The following is a 19,214-nucleotide window of genomic DNA, read 5'->3' as shown; positions in this document are numbered from 1 at the left end:
GATATCAGAGAAGGAAACATGGCTAGCACCACCCTTGGCGTCAAGGTCGACGACCTCCTGCGTTCCCGGCTCAAAGATGCCGCCACCCGCCTCGAGCGCACCCCGCACTGGTTGATCAAGCAGGCGATTTTCGCCTACCTCGAAAAGATCGAGCACGGCCAGTTGCCGCCCGAACTGTCAGGCGCGACCGGCACGGCCGATCTCGCCGACGGCGCGGCGGTCGAGAACGAGGAAGACGGCGCATCCCATCCGTTTCTCGATTTTGCGCAGAACGTGCAACCGCAGTCGGTGCTGCGCGCGGCGATCACCGCCGCGTATCGCCGCCCTGAACCCGAGTGCGTGCCGTTCCTGCTCGGCCAGGCGCGTCTGCCGGCCAACCTCGCCGGCGACGTGCAGGCGATGGCCGGCAAGCTCGTCGAAACGCTGCGCTCGAAGAGCAAGGGCGGCGGCGTGGAAGGGCTGATCCACGAATTTTCGCTGTCGAGCCAGGAAGGCGTCGCACTGATGTGCCTCGCCGAGGCGCTGCTGCGCATCCCCGACCGCGCGACCCGCGACGCGCTGATCCGCGACAAGATCAGCAAGGGCGACTGGAAATCGCACGTCGGCCAGGCGCCGTCGCTGTTCGTCAACGCGGCGACCTGGGGCCTGATGATCACCGGCAAGCTGGTGACGACCAATAGCGAGACTAGCCTGTCGTCGGCGCTCACGCGCCTGATCGGCAAGGGCGGCGAGCCGCTGATCCGCAAGGGCGTCGACATGGCGATGCGCCTGATGGGCGAGCAGTTCGTGACGGGCGAGAACATTTCCGAAGCGCTCGCGAACAGCCGCAAGTACGAGGCGCGCGGTTTCCGCTATTCATACGACATGCTCGGCGAAGCGGCCACCACCGAGGCCGACGCGCAGCGCTACTACGCGTCGTACGAGCAGGCGATCCACGCGATCGGCAAGGCCGCGGGCGGCCGCGGCATTTACGAAGGCCCCGGCATCTCCATCAAGCTGTCCGCACTGCATCCGCGCTACTCGCGCGCGCAGCAGGAACGCACGATGAGCGAGCTGCTGCCGCGCGTGCGTTCGCTCGCGATCCTCGCGCGCCGCTACGACATCGGCCTCAATATCGACGCCGAAGAAGCCGACCGCCTCGAACTCTCGCTCGACCTGCTCGAAGCGCTGTGCTTCGATCCTGAGCTGCAAGGCTGGAACGGCATCGGCTTCGTCGTGCAGGCGTATCAGAAGCGCTGCCCGTTCGTGATCGACTACCTGATCGATCTGGCGCGCCGCAGCCGTCACCGTGTCATGGTGCGGCTCGTGAAGGGCGCGTACTGGGATACGGAAATCAAGCGCGCGCAGGTCGACGGCCTCGAAGGCTATCCGGTCTACACGCGCAAGGTCTACACCGACGTGTCGTACCTCGCCTGCGCGAAGAAACTGCTCGGCGCGCCCGATGCCGTCTATCCGCAGTTCGCGACGCACAACGCGCACACGCTGTCGGTGATCTATCAGCTCGCAGGCAACAACTACTACCCCGGCCAGTACGAGTTCCAGTGCCTGCACGGCATGGGCGAGCAGCTCTACGAAGAAGTCACCGGCCGCGACAAGCTGAACCGCCCGTGCCGCGTGTACGCACCGGTCGGTACGCATGAGACGCTGCTCGCGTACCTCGTGCGCCGGCTGCTCGAGAACGGCGCGAACACGTCGTTCGTGAACCGCATCGCCGACGAATCCGTCGCGATCAAGGAGCTGGTCGCCGATCCGGTCGAGGAAGCGTCGAGAATCGTGCCGCTCGGCGCGCCGCACGCACGCATTCCGCTGCCGCGCAATCTGTATGGCGCGGAGCGGCTCAATTCGATGGGCTTCGATCTGTCGAACGAGCATCGGCTCGCGTCGCTGTCGTCGGCGCTGCTCGCGAGCGCGCATCATCCGTGGCGCGCCGCGCCGATGCTCGAAGACAACCAGATCGCCGTCGGCGCCGGGCGCGACGTGCGCAACCCGGCCGACCATCGTGATCTCGTCGGCACGGTCGTCGAAGCGACGGCGGAGCACGTGAGCGCCGCGCTCGGCCATGCGGTGGCCGCCGCGCCGATCTGGCAGGCGACGCCGGTCGAGGCGCGCGCGGATTGCCTCGCGCGCGCCGCGGATCTGCTCGAAGCGCAGATGCACACGCTGATGGGCCTCGTGGTGCGCGAAGCGGGCAAATCGCTCGCCAACGCGGTCGCGGAAATCCGCGAAGCGATCGACTTCCTGCGCTACTACTCGACGCAGATCCGCGACGAGTTTTCGAACGACACACATCGGCCGCTCGGTCCGGTGGTCTGTATCAGCCCGTGGAATTTCCCGCTGGCGATTTTCATGGGCCAGGTGGCCGCCGCGCTCGCGGCCGGCAACACGGTGCTCGCGAAACCGGCCGAGCAGACGCCGCTGATCGCAGCTCAAGCGGTGCGAATTCTGCGCGAAGCGGGCGTGCCGGCGGGCGCGGTGCAACTGCTGCCGGGCAATGGCGAGACGGTCGGAGCCGCGCTGGTCGCCGATCCGCGCACGCGTGCGGTGATGTTCACCGGCTCGACCGAAGTCGCGCGTCTGATCAACAAGACGCTGTCCGGCCGACTCGATCCGGATGGCAAGCCGATTCCGCTGATCGCCGAAACCGGCGGCCAGAACGCGATGATCGTCGACTCGTCGGCGCTCGCCGAGCAGGTCGTCGCCGACGTGCTGCAGTCGTCTTTCGACTCCGCCGGTCAACGGTGTTCGGCGTTGCGCGTTCTTTGTTTGCAGGACGATGTCGCGGACCGCACGCTCGAAATGCTGACGGGCGCGATGCGCGAGCTCGCGCTCGGCAACCCGGATCGGCTGTCGACCGACGTCGGCCCGGTGATCGACCTGGACGCGAAGCGCGGCATCGACGCCCACATCGCGGCGATGCGCGACAAGGGCCGCAAGGTCGAGCAACTGCCGCTGCCGGAGGGCGCGACGCAGGGTACTTTCGTGCCGCCGACGCTGATCGAGCTCGACAGCATCGACGAGCTGAAGCGCGAAGTGTTCGGTCCGGTGCTGCACGTGGTGCGCTATCGCCGCAGCCAGCTCGACAAGCTGCTCGAACAGATTCGCGCGACGGGTTACGGTTTGACGCTCGGCATCCACACGCGCATCGACGAAACGATCGCGCACGTGATCAGCCGCGCACACGTAGGCAACATCTACGTGAACCGCAACGTGATCGGCGCGGTGGTCGGGGTGCAACCGTTCGGTGGCGAAGGACTGTCGGGTACGGGGCCGAAGGCCGGCGGTGCGTTATACCTGCAGCGTCTGCTCGCAACGCGTCCGGCTGGTTTGCCGAAGTCGCTCGCGCAGGCGCTGGTGGTCGAAGTACCGCAGGCGGCGCAGGCTGCAGAACAGGGCGACAATCCGGTGGCCGCGCTGAGCGCGTTGCGCGACTGGCTGATCGCCGAGCGCGAGCCGCAGCTTGCCGCGCGTTGCGACGGCTATCTGTCGCACGTGCCGGCGGGCGCGACCGCGGTACTGTCGGGGCCGACCGGCGAGCGCAATACGTACACGCTGGGCCCGCGCGGCACGGTGCTGTGTATCGCGTCGACGGCGAGCGGCGCGCGCGTGCAGTTCGCGGCGGCGCTGGCTACGGGAAATCGTGCGTTGTTCGAGGGCGCGGCCGGTGAACAATTGGTTTCGCAATTGCCGGCGTCGCTGAAGGCCCACGCGAGCGTGAAGAAGAGCGCCGACGCGCCGTTCGACGCCGTGCTGTTCGAAGGCGACAGCGATGAGCTGCTCGCGCTCGTGAAGGAGGTCGCGAAGCGCGCGGGGCCGATCGTGTCGGTGCAGGGCGTCGCGGCCCGTGCGCTCGCGAGCGGCGACGAGGACTATGCGCTCGAGCGTCTGCTTACCGAGCGCTCGGTCAGCGTGAATACCGCGGCGGCAGGCGGCAATGCGAATTTGATGACGATCGGTTGAGCGAACCTCGGCGATTTATTCGATAGAAAGGAAGCGGGACGGCGACCCCGACACCGCTTCATCCACACCTGGTACCAAGGAGAAGCTATGCAACACAAAATGAAACAGCTGGCAGGCGCAGCTCTGGTTGCCGCCATGTCGCTGGCGGGGACGGCCAACGCTCAATCGACGGAAGACGTGAAGATCGGTTTCGCCGGTCCGATGACGGGCGCACAGGCGCACTATGGCAAGGACTTCCAGAACGGCATCACGCTCGCGGTCGAAGAGTTCAACGCGACGAAGCCGGTGATCGGCGGCAAGCAGGTTCGCATCGTGCTCGACTCGGCCGACGACCAGGCCGACCCGCGCACCGGCACGACGGTCGCGCAAAAGCTCGTGGATGACGGCATCAAGGGCATGCTGGGCCACTTCAACTCGGGCACGACGATTCCGGCCTCGCGCATCTACGCGAACGCGGGCATTCCGCAGATCGCGATGGCGACGGCGCCGGAATACACGCAGCAGGGCTTCAAGACCACCTTCCGCATGATGACGTCCGACACGCAGCAAGGCTCGGTCGCTGGCGCGTTCGCGGTGAAGAACCTCGGCATGAAGAAGATCGCGATCGTCGACGATCGCACCGCTTACGGCCAGGGTCTTGCGGATCAGTTCGAGAAGGCTGCGAAGGCGGCAGGCGCGACGATCGTCGATCGTGAATACACGAACGACAAGGCCGTCGACTTCAAGTCGATCCTGACCAAGCTGAAGTCGTCGAACCCGGATCTGATCTATTACGGCGGCGCGGATTCGCAAGCCGCACCGATGGTCAAGCAGATGAAGCAGCTCGGCGTGAAGGCGCCGCTGATGGGCGGCGAAATGGTCCACACGCCGACCTTCATCAAGCTCGCCGGCGATGCGGCTAACGGCACGGTGGCTTCGCTTGCCGGTCTGCCGCTCGAAGAAATGCCGGGCGGCAAGGCATACGTCGAGAAGTACAAGGCGCGCTTCAACGAAGACGTGCAAACGTACTCGCCGTACGCGTTCGATGGCGCGATGGCGATGTTCACCGCGATGAAGAACGCGAACTCGACCGATCCTGCCAGGTACCTGCCGGTGCTCGCCAAGACGTCGAAGCCGGCCGTGACGTCGGCCAACCTCGCGTACGACGCGCGCGGCGATCTGAAGAACGGCGGTATCACGCTGTACAAGGTCGTCGATGGCAAGTGGACGACGCTGCAAAGCGTGGGCGGCAAGTAAGTTTTTTGCTGACTACGGTCGATAATAGAAAACCCCGCTCTGGCGGGGTTTTTTATGGGCGGCGCATTCGACACGCTGTCAGGCCACGCGGCGATTTTCACTGCCCGCGCATCTTCCTCCCCTGCTCACGAATCATCTCGAGCGTCGCCGCAGGCGTGCTCGCTTCCTGCAGCATGCGAATTTCGATCACGGCCGGCAGCTGCGACTCGATCGAGCGTTGCAACGCCGGCAGAAAATCCCCGGTACGTTCAACGGTTTCGCCATGCGCGCCGAACGATCGCGCGAATGCCGCGAAGTCCGGATTCGTGAGGTCGGTGCCATGCACGCGATGCGGATAGTGTCGCTCCTGATGCATGCGGATCGTCCCGAATTGGCTGTTGTTGACGACGATGAACAGCACGCGCAGGTCGTACTGCATCGCTGTCGCGAGCTCCTGCGCGGCCATCATGAAGCAGCCGTCGCCGGCGAGCGCGACCACCGCGCGCTGTGGATACAGCGACTTTGCCGCGAGCGCCGCCGGCACGCCGTAGCCCATCGCGCCGCTCGTCGGCGCGAGCTGAGAACGAAAGTGCCGATACGAGAAATGCCGATGCAGCCACGTCGCGTAATTGCCGGCGCCGTTCGTGAGGATCGCGTCGTCGGGCAAGTGAGCGCGTAACTGCTGGATCACTTCGCCCATCTGCACGTCGCCGGGAATTGGGCGCGGCTCGCGCCAATCCAGATACGCGCGATGCGCTTCCTCAGCGGCACCCGCCCAGGCGAGCCTGCCGGACGACGGTTTCAGTTCCGCAAGCAATGCCGCAAGCTCAGGCATGCCCGAGACGATCGGCAGATCGGCCGCATATACGCGGCCCAGTTCTTCCGCGCCCTGATGCACGTGCACGAGCGTCTGCTTCGTCTTCGGGATGTCGAGCAGCGTGTAGCCGTTGGTCGTCGCTTCGCCGAGGCGCGGACCGAGCGCGAGCAGCAAGTCCGCGTCGCGAATGCGCTGAGCGAGCGCCGGATTGATGCCGAGACCGACGTCGCCCGCGTAGTTCGGATGCTCGTTGTCGAAGGTGTCCTGGAAGCGGAACGCGAGGCCAATCGGCAACTGCCAGTTTTCGATGAAACGCCGCAGGTCCGCGCATGCGGCCGCTGTCCAGCCGCTGCCGCCGGCGATCACCATCGGCCGTTGCGCGCCTTCGAGCAACTCGCGCAGCTTCGCGATCTGCGCGGCCGATGGCGACGCCGCCACGCGGTGATAAGCGGGTGCGCCAGGTACCGCGTCGCAGGCATCGCTCAGCACGTCTTCGGGCAGCGCCAGCACGACCGGCCCGGGCCTCCCCGAGGTGGCCGTATGAAACGCATGGCTCAGATATTCGGGGATGCGCTTCGGGTCGTCGATCTGCGCGACCCACTTCGCCATCTGACCGAACATGCGCCGGAAGTCGATCTCCTGAAATGCCTCGCGATCGAGATGTTCGCGCGCGCACTGACCGATCAGCAGAATCATCGGCGTGGAGTCCTGAAACGCAGTATGAACGCCGATCGACGCATGCGTCGCGCCCGGCCCGCGCGTGACGAGTGCGACACCCGGGCGGCCGGTCAGCTTGCCGAGCGCTTCGGCCATGTTCGCGGCCGCGGCTTCGTGACGGCAGACGATCGTCTGGATGCGCCCGGTTTCGTCGTGCAGCGAATCGAGCACGGCCAGAAAGCTTTCGCCGGGGACGCAGAACACGCGCTCGACGCCGTGTGTGAGCAACGCATCGACGACGAGGCGCGCGCCGGTCGTGCGTGCGGTATGGGCAGCGATAACGGAATTGGAAGCGGAATGGGAAGCGGGAGCATTCGGCAGCGACATTGCGAAGAAGCCTCCTGGCAGTGCGTGGGTGCGTTGGGATGGAGCCGCATCGGCGGAACGTGCAACAGCGGCCGATGGGCGCTTCGACAGCTTACGCCGAGCATGTGGGCGTTGTCATGGCGCAGCGCAACTGTTCGATCGGCGTGCGCGCAACACGATCGCGCAAATGAAAACGCGAGCCGCAGGGCCCGCGCTTTTCCGATGCGATCGCACGCAATTGAATGCCGCGCTCAGCGACTCAACACTCGACGATATTTACCGCGAGGCCGCCGCGCGACGTTTCCTTGTACTTGGTCTTCATGTCCGCGCCGGTTTCGCGCATCGTCTTGATCACCGAATCGAGCGACACGTAGTGGCTGCCGTCACCGCGCAACGCCATGCGTGCGGCATTGACCGCCTTCACCGATGCCATCGCATTGCGCTCGATGCACGGAATCTGCACCATGCCGCCAACCGGATCGCAGGTGAGCCCGAGGTTGTGCTCCATGCCGATTTCCGCGGCGTTCTCGACCTGCTTCGGCGTGCCGCCCATCACGGCGGCCAGCGCGCCCGCGGCCATCGAGCATGCGACGCCGACTTCACCCTGACAGCCCACCTCCGCACCGGAGATCGACGCATTCAGCTTGTACAGGATGCCGATCGCGGCGGCCGTCATCAGGAAGTCGATCACGCCCTGCTCGTTCGCGCCCGGCATGAAGCGCGTGTAGTAATGCAGCACCGCCGGAATGATGCCGGCCGCGCCATTGGTCGGCGCGGTGACGACGCGCCCGCCGGCCGCGTTCTCTTCGTTGACGGCGATCGCGTACAGGTTGATCCAGTCGACCATGGACAGCGGATCCTGCAACGCGCGCTCAGGGTTGCCCGTCAACGCGCGATACAGCTGCGGCGCGCGCCGCTTCACCTGGAAAGGTCCGGGCAAGTGACCATCGGCATCGGGATTGTTGATGCCGCATCCGCGCGCGACGCATGATTGCATCACGTCCCAGATCTTCAGCAGACCGGCGCGCGTCTCTTCCTCGCTGTGCCAGACGCGCTCGTTTTCCCACATCAGCTGCGCGATGCTCTTGCCGCTCGCCGCACACAGCGCGAGCAATTCGTTGCCGGTACGGAACGAATGCGGAAGCTGATCGACGGCGCTCAATACCTTCGTGTTCGGCGCGCCGGCCGTCACGACGAAGCCGCCGCCGACCGACAGATAGGTCGACTCGCGCAGCGTTGCCCCTTGCGCATCGAAGGCGAACAGCTTCAGGCCGTTCGGATGCTCGGGCAGCGCCTGACGATAAAACGCGATGTGCTCTTTCTGCACGAAGGGCACCTCGTGCGTGCCGAGCAGCGCGAGTTGGCGCGACGTGCGCACTGCTTCGAGCCGTTGCGCGATCGTCTCGGGATCGACGGTGTCGGGCGCGTCGCCCATCAGGCCCAGCATGACGCCGCGATCGGTGCCGTGGCCCTTGCCGGTCGCGCCGAGCGAGCCGTACAGCTCCGCCTTCACCGATGCGGTGGAAGCGAGCAGCCCGTCGCGCTCGAGTCCCTGGACGAACATCAGCGCCGCGCGCATCGGCCCGACCGTGTGCGAGCTCGACGGACCAATGCCGATTTTGAAGAGATCGAAGACGCTGACTGCCATGTCCTGCTCCCTGCCTATAGATAAAGAGTTTAGCGCGCCGGCAGCGGCAAGCACACGGCGAGCCACGCGGGCGGCGTCGGTGCGAGCTGCAGCGCGACTGGCGTAAAGCGTCCATCGAGACGGGCCGCCAGGTGAAACAGTTCCGTCGCGTTCTTCGGATCCCACTGACCCGAATAGCCGGGCAAGCCGGCCTCGCGACGTTTTGCATCGAACGCGACGTTCGAATGCACGAATTCCTCATGCGTCTGACCGCCGGTAGCAAACGGCACGAGCCAATTCAGCGCGGCGAGCAGCGTCGCGCCGTTCGCGCCCTTTTCTTGCAGCCAGTTGCGGTTGTGGCGGCGCGCGGCGAGCGCGGCCGTCACCAGCGGTTGCAGATCGTAGGTCACGTAGTGCAGCGCATCGCGCTCGCCGAAGTCGATCGTCGAGCCGTCCGGGGCGATGTTGTCGCCGATATGCTCGACGAACAGCCGCTGCGCGGCGTTGATCATCTTGCGGTTGTCGAGCGTGAATGCCGCCATCGCGATCAGCTTGATGCGGTGGCTTTGCCAATTGTTGCGGAACGTGCCCGTGAGCGGCCGCGGCTGCGCGTCGATCTGCGCGATGTAGCCGTTCGCGAGCTTCGTCAGAAAGGCCATCGCCGCGTTGCGCGTTTTGACGGGCAACGCGCTCGCGGTCATGTCGTACGCGAGGATCAGACCTTCGAAACGCGTTTCGTCGATCGGATTGAAGCTCGGCTGATAGGTCGTGACCCACGCGTACAGCAGACGGTCGACGAGTTTCAGGAAGCGGTCGTCGCTGGTCGCGCGCCACGCGAGCGCGGCGTCGCGCAGCAGGTCGAGATCCTTCTCCGCTTCGACGCTCTGATCGTAGATGCCCTCGTGCGGCAGCGTGCCCTCGGTGTGCAATTTGGCGAGCGCATGCGGCTGCTCGTTCAGATGTGCCTGCACGTTGGCGACGAGCGCCTTGACGCCGGGGTCGGCATTGGTGCGCTCGCTCGTTTGCAGCGCCGGCGCCGCGCAGAAATTCATCGCGGCCTGCGCCGCGCGCAGCGGCAGCAACGCGGCCGCTGCGGCCAACAGTACCGCGTAAGCGGGCCGCCACGGACGGACGCCTGCCGCCTCGGCCCGGCTTTGCATCAATCGCACCTTTCGCGCCATGCGAAACTCCTCGTTAGGCTGATTCGGTGTGTGATGTTAGCCGGTTGCGGCTTTCAACGACAGGACCGCGGCTGGACCGCTCGCGGATGCCGACGGACCTTCACAGCGCCGCGCATGACGTCTCGCCGACTCGCGCTGCTTACTCGTAATCGGCGATCGGCACGCACGAGCAGAACAGGTTGCGATCGCCGTACACGTTGTCCGCGCGACCGACCGGCGGCCAGTACTTGTTCGCGATCAGCGTCTTCAGCGGGTAGGCGGCGGTCTCGCGCGCATACGCGTGCTTCCAGTCGTCCGAGATCACGACCGCCGCCGTGTGCGGCGCGTGCTTCAGCGGATTGTCCTCGCGCTCCGCGCGGCCTTCCTCGACCGCGCGGATTTCCTCGCGGATCGCGATCATCGCCTCGATGAAGCGGTCGAGCTCTTCCTTCGACTCCGACTCGGTCGGTTCGACCATCAGCGTGCCCGGTACCGGGAAGCTCATCGTCGGCGCGTGGAAGCCATAGTCGGCGAGGCGCTTCGCGACGTCGTCGACGGTGATGCCGCTCGTGTCCTTGATCGGACGCAGATCGAGAATGCACTCGTGTGCGACGAGGCCGCCGGGGCCCGAGTACAACACCGGATAGTGCGGCGCGAGCTTGTTGGCGACGTAGTTCGCGTTGAGGATCGCGGTTTCGGTCGCGGCGCTCAGGTTCTTCGCGCCCATCATCGCGATGTACATCCACGAGATCGGCAGGATCGACGCCGAGCCGTACGGCGCGGCCGACACCGCGCCGATGCCATCCTCCGAGCGCTGGTAGCCCGACGAAGTCTGGTTCGGCAGGAACTGCGCGAGATGCGCGCCGACCGCGACCGGACCGACGCCCGGTCCGCCGCCGCCGTGCGGAATGCAGAAGGTCTTGTGCAGGTTCAGGTGCGAGACGTCGCCGCCGAACTGACCCGGCGCGCACAGGCCGACCATCGCGTTCATGTTCGCGCCGTCCACGTACACCTGGCCGCCGTGCGCATGCACGATCTCGCAGATTTCGCGGACGTTCTGCTCGAACACGCCGTGCGTCGACGGGTACGTGATCATGATCGCCGCGAGCTTATCGGCGTGCTGTGCGGCCTTCTTCTTCAGGTCTTCGATATCGACGTTGCCCTGCGCGTCGCATGCCACGACCACGACCTGCATGCCGGCCATTTGCGCCGACGCCGGGTTCGTGCCGTGCGCCGAAGCGGGAATCAGACAGACATCGCGATGCGCTTCGCCGCGCGACGCGTGATAGGCGTGGATGATCAAAAGACCCGCGTACTCGCCCTGCGAGCCCGCGTTCGGCTGCAGCGACACGGCCGCATAGCCGGTCGCGGCGACCAGCATCTCTTCGAGCTGATCGATCATCTCGCGGTAGCCGACGGTTTGTTCGGTCGGTGCGAACGGATGGATCTGGCCGAACTCGGGCCACGTGACCGGCAGCATTTCCGACGTCGCATTCAGCTTCATCGTGCAGGAGCCGAGCGGGATCATCGAGCGATCGAGCGCGAGGTCCCTGTCCGACAGGCTGCGCAGATAGCGCAGCATTTCCGTTTCCGAATGATGACGGTTGAACACGTGATGCGTCAGGTACGCGCTCGTGCGTTCGAGCGCGGCCGGCACCGACGCAGAGTTCGATGCGTTGAGCGCGGCGTCGAGCGCGTCGACTTGCGGCACGTCGCTCGTGAAGGCCGCTTGAGCGAACACCGCGAGCAGGTCGGCCAGATCGTGGCGCGTGGTGGTTTCGTCGATCGACAGGCCGACTTGCGTCGCGCTCACGTGGCGCAGGTTGATGCGCCTGGCCGTCGCCGCGTCGTGCAGCGCTTGCGTGCGGGCGCCGGTGTCGAACGTGAGCGTGTCGAAGAAAGCTTCGTTGACGAGCTTATAGCCAAGCTGCTTCGCGCCTTCGGCGAGCAGCGTGGCGATGCGATTGACGCGCAGTGCGATCGTCTTCAGGCCACGCGGGCCGTGATAGACCGCGTACATGCTCGCCATGATCGCGAGCAGCGCCTGCGCGGTGCACACGTTCGAGGTCGCCTTCTCGCGGCGGATGTGTTGCTCGCGCGTTTGCAGCGCGAGACGCAGCGCGGGGTTGCCTTGCGCGTCGACGGTTACGCCGACCAGACGTCCCGGCATTTGCCGCTTGAATTCGTCGCGCACCGCGAGGTACGCGGCATGCGGGCCGCCGAAGCCGACCGGCACGCCGAAACGCTGCGTATTGCCGACCGCGACGTCCGCGCCCCATTCGCCCGGCGGCGTAAGCAGCGTCAGCGCGAGCAGGTCGGCGGCGACGACGACATGGCCGCCCGCCGCGTGGATCGCTTCGGTCAGCGCGCGGTAGTCGCGCACGTCGCCGTTCACGCCCGGGTATTGCAGCAGCACGCCGAATGCGTTGGCGTCGGCGGCTTCAGCGGCCGGGCCGACTTTCACTTCGATGCCGACCGGCGTCGCGCGCGTCTTCACGACCTCGATGGTCTGCGGCAGCACGTCGTCGGCAACGAAGAACACGTTCGACTTCGGTTTGCCGACGCGTTGCAGCAGCGTCATCGCTTCGGCGGCGGCGGTCGCTTCGTCGAGCAGCGATGCGTTCGAGATCGCGAGGCCGGTCAGGTCGGTGACCATCTGCTGGAAGTTCAGGAGCGCTTCCAGACGGCCTTGGGAAATTTCAGGCTGGTACGGCGTGTACGCGGTGTACCACGCCGGATTTTCGAGCACGTTGCGCAGGATCACCGTCGGCGTATGGGCGTTGTAATAGCCCTGGCCGATGTAGGAGCGGAACACCTGGTTCTTGTCCGCGAGCTCGCGCAAGGCGGCGAGCGCTTCGGCTTCGCTCTTCGGTTGCGCGAAGGGGCCGAGCGGCAGCGTTTCGGTGCGGCGGATCGTCTTCGGGATGACGGCGTCGATCAATGCCGCGCGCGACGCGAAGCCGAGTGCTTCGAGCATCGCTTGCTGGTCGGCCGTATCCGGGCCGATATGCCGTTCGGCGAAGGCGTCGTGCACTTCGAGCGCGGCGAGCGAGAGAGGAGTGCGGTTCATCAGACGATCCGGGTGTTCGAGCTTCATGGGTGTTCCTGGCGGCGCGGCGCGCCGTTGTGCGAGCGCCGCGCCTGACGGTTAAAACAAAAGGCGACTCAGGCGCCGATCGACTTCGCGTAGGCCTCGGCGTCGAGCAGGCGGTCGAGCGACGCATCGGCGGCCGGCTTGATCTTGAACAGCCAGCTGTCGTACGGCGTGCTGTTGACGGTTTCGGGCGAGTCCGCGACGGTCGTGTTCGCCTCGATGACTTCGCCCGAGACCGGCGCGTAGATATCGGAGGCGGCCTTCACCGATTCGATCACGGCGACGGTGTCGCCCGCGGTCACGGACTTGCCGAGTTCCTGGACTTCGAAGAAGACGATGTCGCCGAGCGCTTCCTGCGCGTGGTCGGTGATGCCGACCGTCAGCGTGCCGTCCGCTTCGGTGCGGACCCATTCGTGCGATTCGGTGTATTTCAGTTCGGCCGGGATGCTCATTGGATGCTCCTGAACGGTATGTTCGGTAGTGTTTGAATGTGGGGGCGCGCGCCGGCCGCTCAGACCGCCAGCACCTTGCCGTTGCGCACGAACGGCAGTTTTACCACGCTTGCGGGACAGGCTTTGTCGCGAATCTGGACGTGCACGGTGTCGCCCGGCTGCACGCCCTTCGGCACGCGCGCAAAGGCGATCGATTCCTGCATGGTCGGCGAGAACGTGCCGCTGGTGATTTCGCCGTCGCCGTGCGGCGTGACGACTTTCTGATGCGCGCGCAGCACGCCCGCGGCCTTGCCGTTTTCCTTCAGCAGGATCAGGCCGACGAACGCGGCGCGCGAGCCGTCGGCTTCGAGGCTGCTCTTGCCGACGAACTCGCGCGGCGAGGCCAGGTCGACGGTCCATGCGAGGCCGGCGTCGAGCGGCGAGACATTGTCGTCCATGTCCTGGCCGTACAGGTTCATGCCGGCTTCGAGGCGCAGCGTATCGCGCGCGCCGAGACCGGCCGGGCGCACGCCGTGGGCCGCGAGCGCCTTCCACAGCGCTTCGACGTGGGTAGCCGGCACGATGATCTCGAAGCCGTCTTCACCGGTATAGCCGGTGCGCGCGACGGTCAGCTCGCCGAACGGCGTGCCGTCGACGCGCGCGGCGTTGAACGGTTTCAGCGTTTCAGTCGCGGCGCGCGCGGCCGGCACGGTTTGCCAGGCCTTTTCGCGTGCGTTCGGGCCTTGCACGGCGACGATCGCCAGATCGCGGCGCGGCGTGATGGTGAGACCGAAGCCGCCCGCGTTGAGCTGGCCGAACCAGGCGATGTCTTTGTCGGCGGTGCCGGCGTTGACGACCACGCGGAAGTGGTCTTCGGCGAAGTAATAGACGATCAGATCGTCGATCACGCCGCCGTTCGGATTCAGCATGCAGGAGTAGAGCGCGCGGCCCGGTGTTTGCAGCTTCGCGACGTTGTTCGCGAGCGCGTATTCGAAGAACGCGCGGACGCGCTCGCCGGTGAAGTCGACCACGCACATGTGGGACACGTCGAACATGCCGGCGTCGGTGCGCACCGCGCGATGTTCCTCGATCTGCGAGCCGTAGTTGACGGGCATGTCCCAGCCGCCGAAGTCGACCATGCGAGCATTGAGCGCGCGGTGAGCGGCGTGGAGCGGGGTGTGTTTGAGTTCGGTCATGGGGCCTCGGGCATCTCGCGAAACAAAAAAGGCCATGCGGCGCACTGCCTCGCGGCCGTGTGCCTGCGAGCGTGGTTCTGCATGACCCCTCTGTCCTCGATACCTGAGAGATTGCGCCGCCGCGACTGGCTCAATGAGCTCGATCCGTCACGGGTGAAACGCGCGCCCCTTCGGTGGGCAGCCTGCCTGCGGTGCACGAGGTGCGACGCGGATGGCTACTGCCGCTCTCCAGAGTGCGAAAAAGCCGCCGGAAGACGGGTTTTTCGACGCGGTCGGTCCTTTTGCCTGAGAGTTTGCGGGTGTGCCCCTTCGGCGGCGCGGCCTGCGATTTTTCGCCTGCCAGCACGCTCTCCCGACGCGTGCGGCGAATTTACGCGACGGGCCGGGGCTTGTCAAATAAAGGCCCGGGAGCGGTGTGGGGCCGGCTGTGGCTGTTCGGGGGCGTCAAAAAGAAAAGCGCGGACCGTGGTGCCCGCGCTTTTCAGTTGCTTCTCCCGGTGCCATCCGTGACCGCACGATGAGCGGTAGTGGGGGCTCACCTGGTGGCTCGTTTGCCGATTCGGTTTGACCACTTGCTCGCTGGCTCACTCGCCGATCGCATGAGCCGCATTGTCCAGTTCCTGATTCAGCACGCGCTGTTCTTCCGCGGACAAACCGCCGCCATGCTGGGCGGCCATGTCATGCGCTTCCTGGCGGATCGTCTCGAGACGGTGATGCAGCGCGGCGCCTTGCGGCGGCGGGTAATAGCCCTGATTCACGCGGTTATCGATACGGTGCGCGAGATTGTCGATGCGGCCCTCGACCTGATGCAGACGCTGGTCCGCGATCTGCTGCGGAGTCGGGCCCGGATGCGGCGCGGGCGGGGGCGTTACCACGCAGGCGGCGACGGAGCCGAGCAGCGCGCATGCAACAAGGGCACGGATGATTCGAGACATGGATTCTCCCGGAGTCGTTGTCGTGTTGGGTTGCTACCTCACTAGCAACGGCTGACGAAGAACGCCCGCTGACTCTGCAGCGGGCGAATTTGTAACGTTATGTTCCTTTCCGGAACGTCAGGAAAGCCCGCGCCGACAGCCTTCGCGGCGCTAAAGGCGGTCCCGTTTTTGGTACACAGCTCGTGGTGTCGCGGTGTCGACGCGCAGCGCGGCGGGGCTCAGCGAATCCGCTCGAACGGCAGTCGCACGCCCTGCTCGGAACTGCGCGCGGCCAGGTCGATGATCGTCATCACGTCGACCGCGTCGCGCGTGCTGATCGGAAATGCGACGCGGTTCTGGATCGCGTCGGCCAACGCAATATAGAAGCCTGCGTACTCGCCGTTGCGGGTCGGCAATTCGCACTCGACTTCCTCGTCGCCTTCGAGCACGCGCAGCATGCCGGGGCTGTTGCCGGCGCCGAAGCCTGCGTCGCCGGGGCGCAGGCCCGCTTTCAGCTGATCTTCCTGGGTGTCGAGGCCGTACTTCACGTAGCTGCCGCGCGTGCCGTGGATAGCAAAGCGCCGTCCCGGCAACGCGGTCAACGCGCTTGCGTGCAGCACGACCTCGAACTCGTCGTAGCCGAGCTGGATGTGCACGTAGTCGGGTGCACTTGCGTCGTCGCGATGGGTGCGCACCGTCGCCGATACGGTCTTCGGCGCGCCGAAGAGGGCGAGCGCCTGGTCGATCAGATGCGGACCGAGATCGAACAGCAGACCGCCGCCGCGCGTCACGTCTTCGCGCCAGCGCTGACGCACGCCCGGCCGGAAGCGGTCGAAATGCGATTCGTACTGCGTGAGGCGACCCAGTTCCACGCGCGCGAGCAGATCGCGCACGGTCAGAAAATCGCCGTCCCAGCGGCGGTTGTGAAAGGGCGCGAACAGCTTGCCGCGCGCGAGCGCGATATTGGCAAGCGTGTGGGCGTCGGCGGCGCTCAGCGTGACAGGCTTGTCGACGACCACGTGCTTGCCGGCTTCGAGGGTGCGGCGCGCGAGGTCGAAGTGGGTGTCGTTGGGCGTCGCGATCACGACGCAGTCGATGTCGTCGAGCGCGAGCAGCGCGTCGAGATCGGCGACGATTTTCGCGTGCGGATAGTCGGCGTGCGCGCGCTCGGATTGCCCGGTCGCAATCGCGGCGACCCTCGCGCGTCCGCAGTGTTCGATCACCGGTGCGTGAAACGTCGCGCCGGCGAAGCCGTAGCCCATCAATCCAATTTTCAGCGATGCGGACATGCGAGTCTTCCTGGAGGAGCGGCGCGCCGCCTTGCCACCGCGGCGGCGGCGCGCAATCTGCTCATTGTGGCATTTGTGGGCTGGACTGGGGGCTGAACATGACGGCCGGCCTTGCGCGCAGCCCGTCGGGGCGTCCGAGCCATCGAGGCATCCAACGAGGGCGTCCATCGCGGTGGCCATCGCGGTGGCCATCGCGGTGGCCATCGCGGTGGCCATCGCAGTGGCCATCGCAGTGGCCATCGCAGTGGCCATGTTAACATCGCACCTCTCGCGAGCACTGCGCCGCGCAGCATGCCCCGGGCCTTCGGCCGGCGCCACCCGCCGGTCCGACCTCAGCGTCCCTCAACCGTATTAGCCATCCACAAACGATGTCCGCAGGCCTGAACCCCGCTCAAAGTGAAGCGGTCCGTTATCTCGACGGTCCCTGTCTCGTGCTCGCCGGCGCCGGCAGCGGCAAGACGCGCGTGATCACGCAGAAAATCGCGCACCTGATCGAAGCGAAGGGCTTCGAGCCACGGCACATCGCCGCCGTCACGTTCACGAACAAGGCCGCGGCGGAGATGCGCGAGCGCGTCGGCAAGCTGCTCGAAGGCAAGACGCTGACCGCACCCGGCAAGGAAGGCCGCAAGGTGCCCGTGAACCAGCTGACGGTGTGTACGTTCCACTCGCTCGGCGTGCAGATTTTGCGTCAGGAGGCGGAGCATGTCGGCCTGAAGCCGCAGTTCTCGATCATGGATTCCGACGACTGTTTCGGCATGATCCAGGAGCAGGTCGGCTCGACGGACAAGGGCTTCATTCGCAAGATCCAGTCGATCATCTCGCTGTGGAAGAATGGCCTGATCATGCCCGAGCAGGCGATCGCGACCGCCTCGACCGAGGACGAGCATCAGGCGGCGATCGTCTATCGCAACTACGTGGCGACGCTGCACGCTTACCAGGCGGTCGATTTCGACGATCTGATCCGCCTGCCCGCCGAACTGTTCGCGAGCAACGAGCAGGTGCGCGACCGCTGGCAGAACAAGCTGCGCTATCTGCTGATCGACGAGTATCAGGACACCAACGCATGCCAGTACGAACTGGTGAAGCTCCTGGCCGGCAAGCGCGCGGCGTTCACGGCGGTCGGCGACGACGATCAGGCGATCTACGGCTGGCGCGGCGCGACCCTCGAAAACCTCGGCCAGCTCGGCAAGGATTTCCCGAACCTGCACCTGATCAAGCTCGAGCAGAATTACCGCTCGACGGTGCGCATCCTGAGCGCCGCGAACAACGTGATCGCGAACAATCCGAAGCTGTTCGAGAAGAAGCTGTGGTCCGAGCACGGCATGGGCGACACGATCACGGTGACGGGCTGCAACGACGAGGAGCACGAGGCGGAGTCCGTCGTGTTTCGGCTGTCCGCGCACAAGTTCGAGCGGCGCGCGAATTTCCGCGACTACGCGATCCTCTATCGCGGCAACTTCCAGGCGCGCATCTTCGAGCAGGTGCTGCGCCGCGAACGGATTCCGTACGTGCTGTCGGGCGGCCAGTCGTTCTTCGATAAGGCCGAGATCAAGGACATCTGCGCGTACCTGCGTCTGATCGCCAACGCGAACGACGATCCCGCGTTCATCCGCGCGATCACGACACCGCGTCGCGGCGTCGGCAATACGACGCTGGAGGCGCTCGGCGCGTTCGCGGGTCAGGCGAAGGTGTCGCTGTTCGAGGCGGTCTACATGGGCGGCATCGAGGCGCGTCTGTCGCCGCGTCAGATCGAGCCGATGCGCGCGTTCTGCGACTTCATGCAGCGCCTGACCGACCGCGCGGAGAAGGACGCGGCGGGCACGCTACTCAATGAGCTGATGGAGGCGATCCACTACGAAGCGTATCTGTACGACGCGTTCGACGAACGCCAGGCGCAGGCGAAGTGGCAGAACGTGCTGGAGTTCATCGAGTGGCTCAAGCGCAAGGGCACGAAGGAAGAGCCGGAGCACGGCAGCGGCAGCGAAGCGACCGGCTACGACACCGCCGACGGCTTCGGCGACACCGGCAAGAACCTGCTCGGGCTGATCCAGACGGTCGCGCTGATGTCGATGCTCGAAGGCCGCGAGGAAGATCCGGATGCGGTGCGGCTGTCGACCGTGCATGCGTCGAAGGGGCTCGAGTATCCGCACGTGTTCCTGGTCGGCGTCGAGGAAGGCATCATGCCGCATCGGGGTGGCGCGGACGACGAGCCGATCGACGACGCGCGCATCGAGGAGGAACGCCGGCTGATGTACGTCGCGATCACGCGCGCGCAGCGCAGCCTGCATCTGAACTGGTGCAAGAAGCGCAAGCGGGCGCGGGAGACGGTCGTCTGCGAGGCGTCGCGCTTCATCAACGAAATGCTGCTCGACGATGCGCCGCCGCCGACACCGGAAGAAGCGCCGATGTCGCCGAAGGACCGGCTCGCGAGCCTGAAGGCGTTGTTGCAGAAGTCGTGAGCGGGCGGGACTGCCAGTGCCCGCCGGTTGCG

Annotated in this window: 11 protein-coding genes and 2 riboswitches; of the genes, 3 read left to right on the top strand and 8 right to left on the bottom strand. The window is 65.9% G+C overall.

Annotation, left to right across the window (positions count from 1 at the left end; genetic code table 11):
* The first annotated feature begins 18 nt into the window (after nt 1-18).
* Nucleotides 19-3,957 carry a trifunctional transcriptional regulator/proline dehydrogenase/L-glutamate gamma-semialdehyde dehydrogenase gene (gene putA / locus OKW26_RS33610; RefSeq protein WP_429356339.1) on the top strand — a complete coding sequence of 1,313 codons (3,939 nt, stop codon included), beginning with the start codon at nt 19-21 and terminating at the stop codon, nt 3,955-3,957.
* An 87-nt stretch (nt 3,958-4,044) separates the two neighbouring features.
* On the top strand, nt 4,045-5,193 hold the full coding sequence (locus OKW26_RS33605) for a branched-chain amino acid ABC transporter substrate-binding protein (protein ID WP_184061013.1): 1,149 nt from the start codon (nt 4,045-4,047) through the stop codon (nt 5,191-5,193).
* Between the two features lie 97 nt (nt 5,194-5,290).
* On the opposite strand, the gene OKW26_RS33600 is transcribed toward OKW26_RS33605, so the two are convergent.
* The 8 genes from OKW26_RS33600 to OKW26_RS33565 form a co-directional block, all read right to left on the bottom strand.
* Nucleotides 5,291-7,033, bottom strand: coding sequence for a thiamine pyrophosphate-binding protein (locus tag OKW26_RS33600; RefSeq protein ID WP_429356338.1), 1,743 nt, complete (start codon nt 7,031-7,033; stop codon nt 5,291-5,293).
* 238 nt (nt 7,034-7,271) lie between these two features.
* On the bottom strand, nt 7,272-8,660 hold the full coding sequence (locus tag OKW26_RS33595) for an L-serine ammonia-lyase (RefSeq protein WP_090802417.1): 1,389 nt from the start codon (nt 8,658-8,660) through the stop codon (nt 7,272-7,274).
* Nucleotides 8,661-8,689: 29 nt separating this feature from the next.
* Nucleotides 8,690-9,820 carry an alginate lyase family protein gene (locus OKW26_RS33590; protein ID WP_018418839.1) on the bottom strand — a complete coding sequence of 377 codons (1,131 nt, stop codon included), beginning with the start codon at nt 9,818-9,820 and terminating at the stop codon, nt 8,690-8,692.
* 139 nt (nt 9,821-9,959) lie between these two features.
* Complete coding sequence (gene gcvP, locus OKW26_RS33585) at nt 9,960-12,896, bottom strand: aminomethyl-transferring glycine dehydrogenase (RefSeq protein WP_429356337.1); 2,937 nt, start codon at nt 12,894-12,896, stop codon at nt 9,960-9,962.
* Between the two features lie 68 nt (nt 12,897-12,964).
* Complete coding sequence (gene gcvH / locus OKW26_RS33580) at nt 12,965-13,345, bottom strand: glycine cleavage system protein GcvH (protein ID WP_184003117.1); 381 nt, start codon at nt 13,343-13,345, stop codon at nt 12,965-12,967.
* Nucleotides 13,346-13,404: 59 nt separating this feature from the next.
* A complete protein-coding gene (gene gcvT / locus OKW26_RS33575; protein ID WP_429356336.1) occupies nt 13,405-14,520 on the bottom strand; it encodes a glycine cleavage system aminomethyltransferase GcvT in 1,116 nt (371 codons plus the stop codon).
* An 80-nt stretch (nt 14,521-14,600) separates the two neighbouring features.
* Nucleotides 14,601-14,762, bottom strand: a riboswitch (glycine riboswitch).
* A gap of 21 nt (nt 14,763-14,783) precedes the next feature.
* Nucleotides 14,784-14,885: riboswitch (glycine riboswitch) on the bottom strand.
* Between the two features lie 219 nt (nt 14,886-15,104).
* A complete protein-coding gene (locus tag OKW26_RS33570; RefSeq protein WP_429356335.1) occupies nt 15,105-15,455 on the bottom strand; it encodes a hypothetical protein in 351 nt (116 codons plus the stop codon).
* A 218-nt stretch (nt 15,456-15,673) separates the two neighbouring features.
* A complete protein-coding gene (locus OKW26_RS33565) occupies nt 15,674-16,723 on the bottom strand; it encodes an oxidoreductase (protein WP_429356334.1) in 1,050 nt (349 codons plus the stop codon).
* A gap of 368 nt (nt 16,724-17,091) precedes the next feature.
* Here OKW26_RS33565 and OKW26_RS33560 point away from each other — a divergent pair, with 368 nt between their 5' ends.
* Entirely contained in the window at nt 17,092-19,182 is a 2,091-nt protein-coding gene (locus OKW26_RS33560; protein ID WP_429356333.1) for a UvrD-helicase domain-containing protein, read from the top strand.
* The last annotated feature ends 32 nt before the right edge of the window (nt 19,183-19,214 follow it).

Source organism: Paraburkholderia sp. 32 (assembly GCF_050435345.1).
Classification (GTDB): Bacteria; Pseudomonadota; Gammaproteobacteria; order Burkholderiales; family Burkholderiaceae; genus Paraburkholderia; species Paraburkholderia tuberum.
The sequence above is the reverse complement of the archived record's forward strand: the minus strand, read 5'-3'. Positions and strand labels throughout refer to the sequence as shown.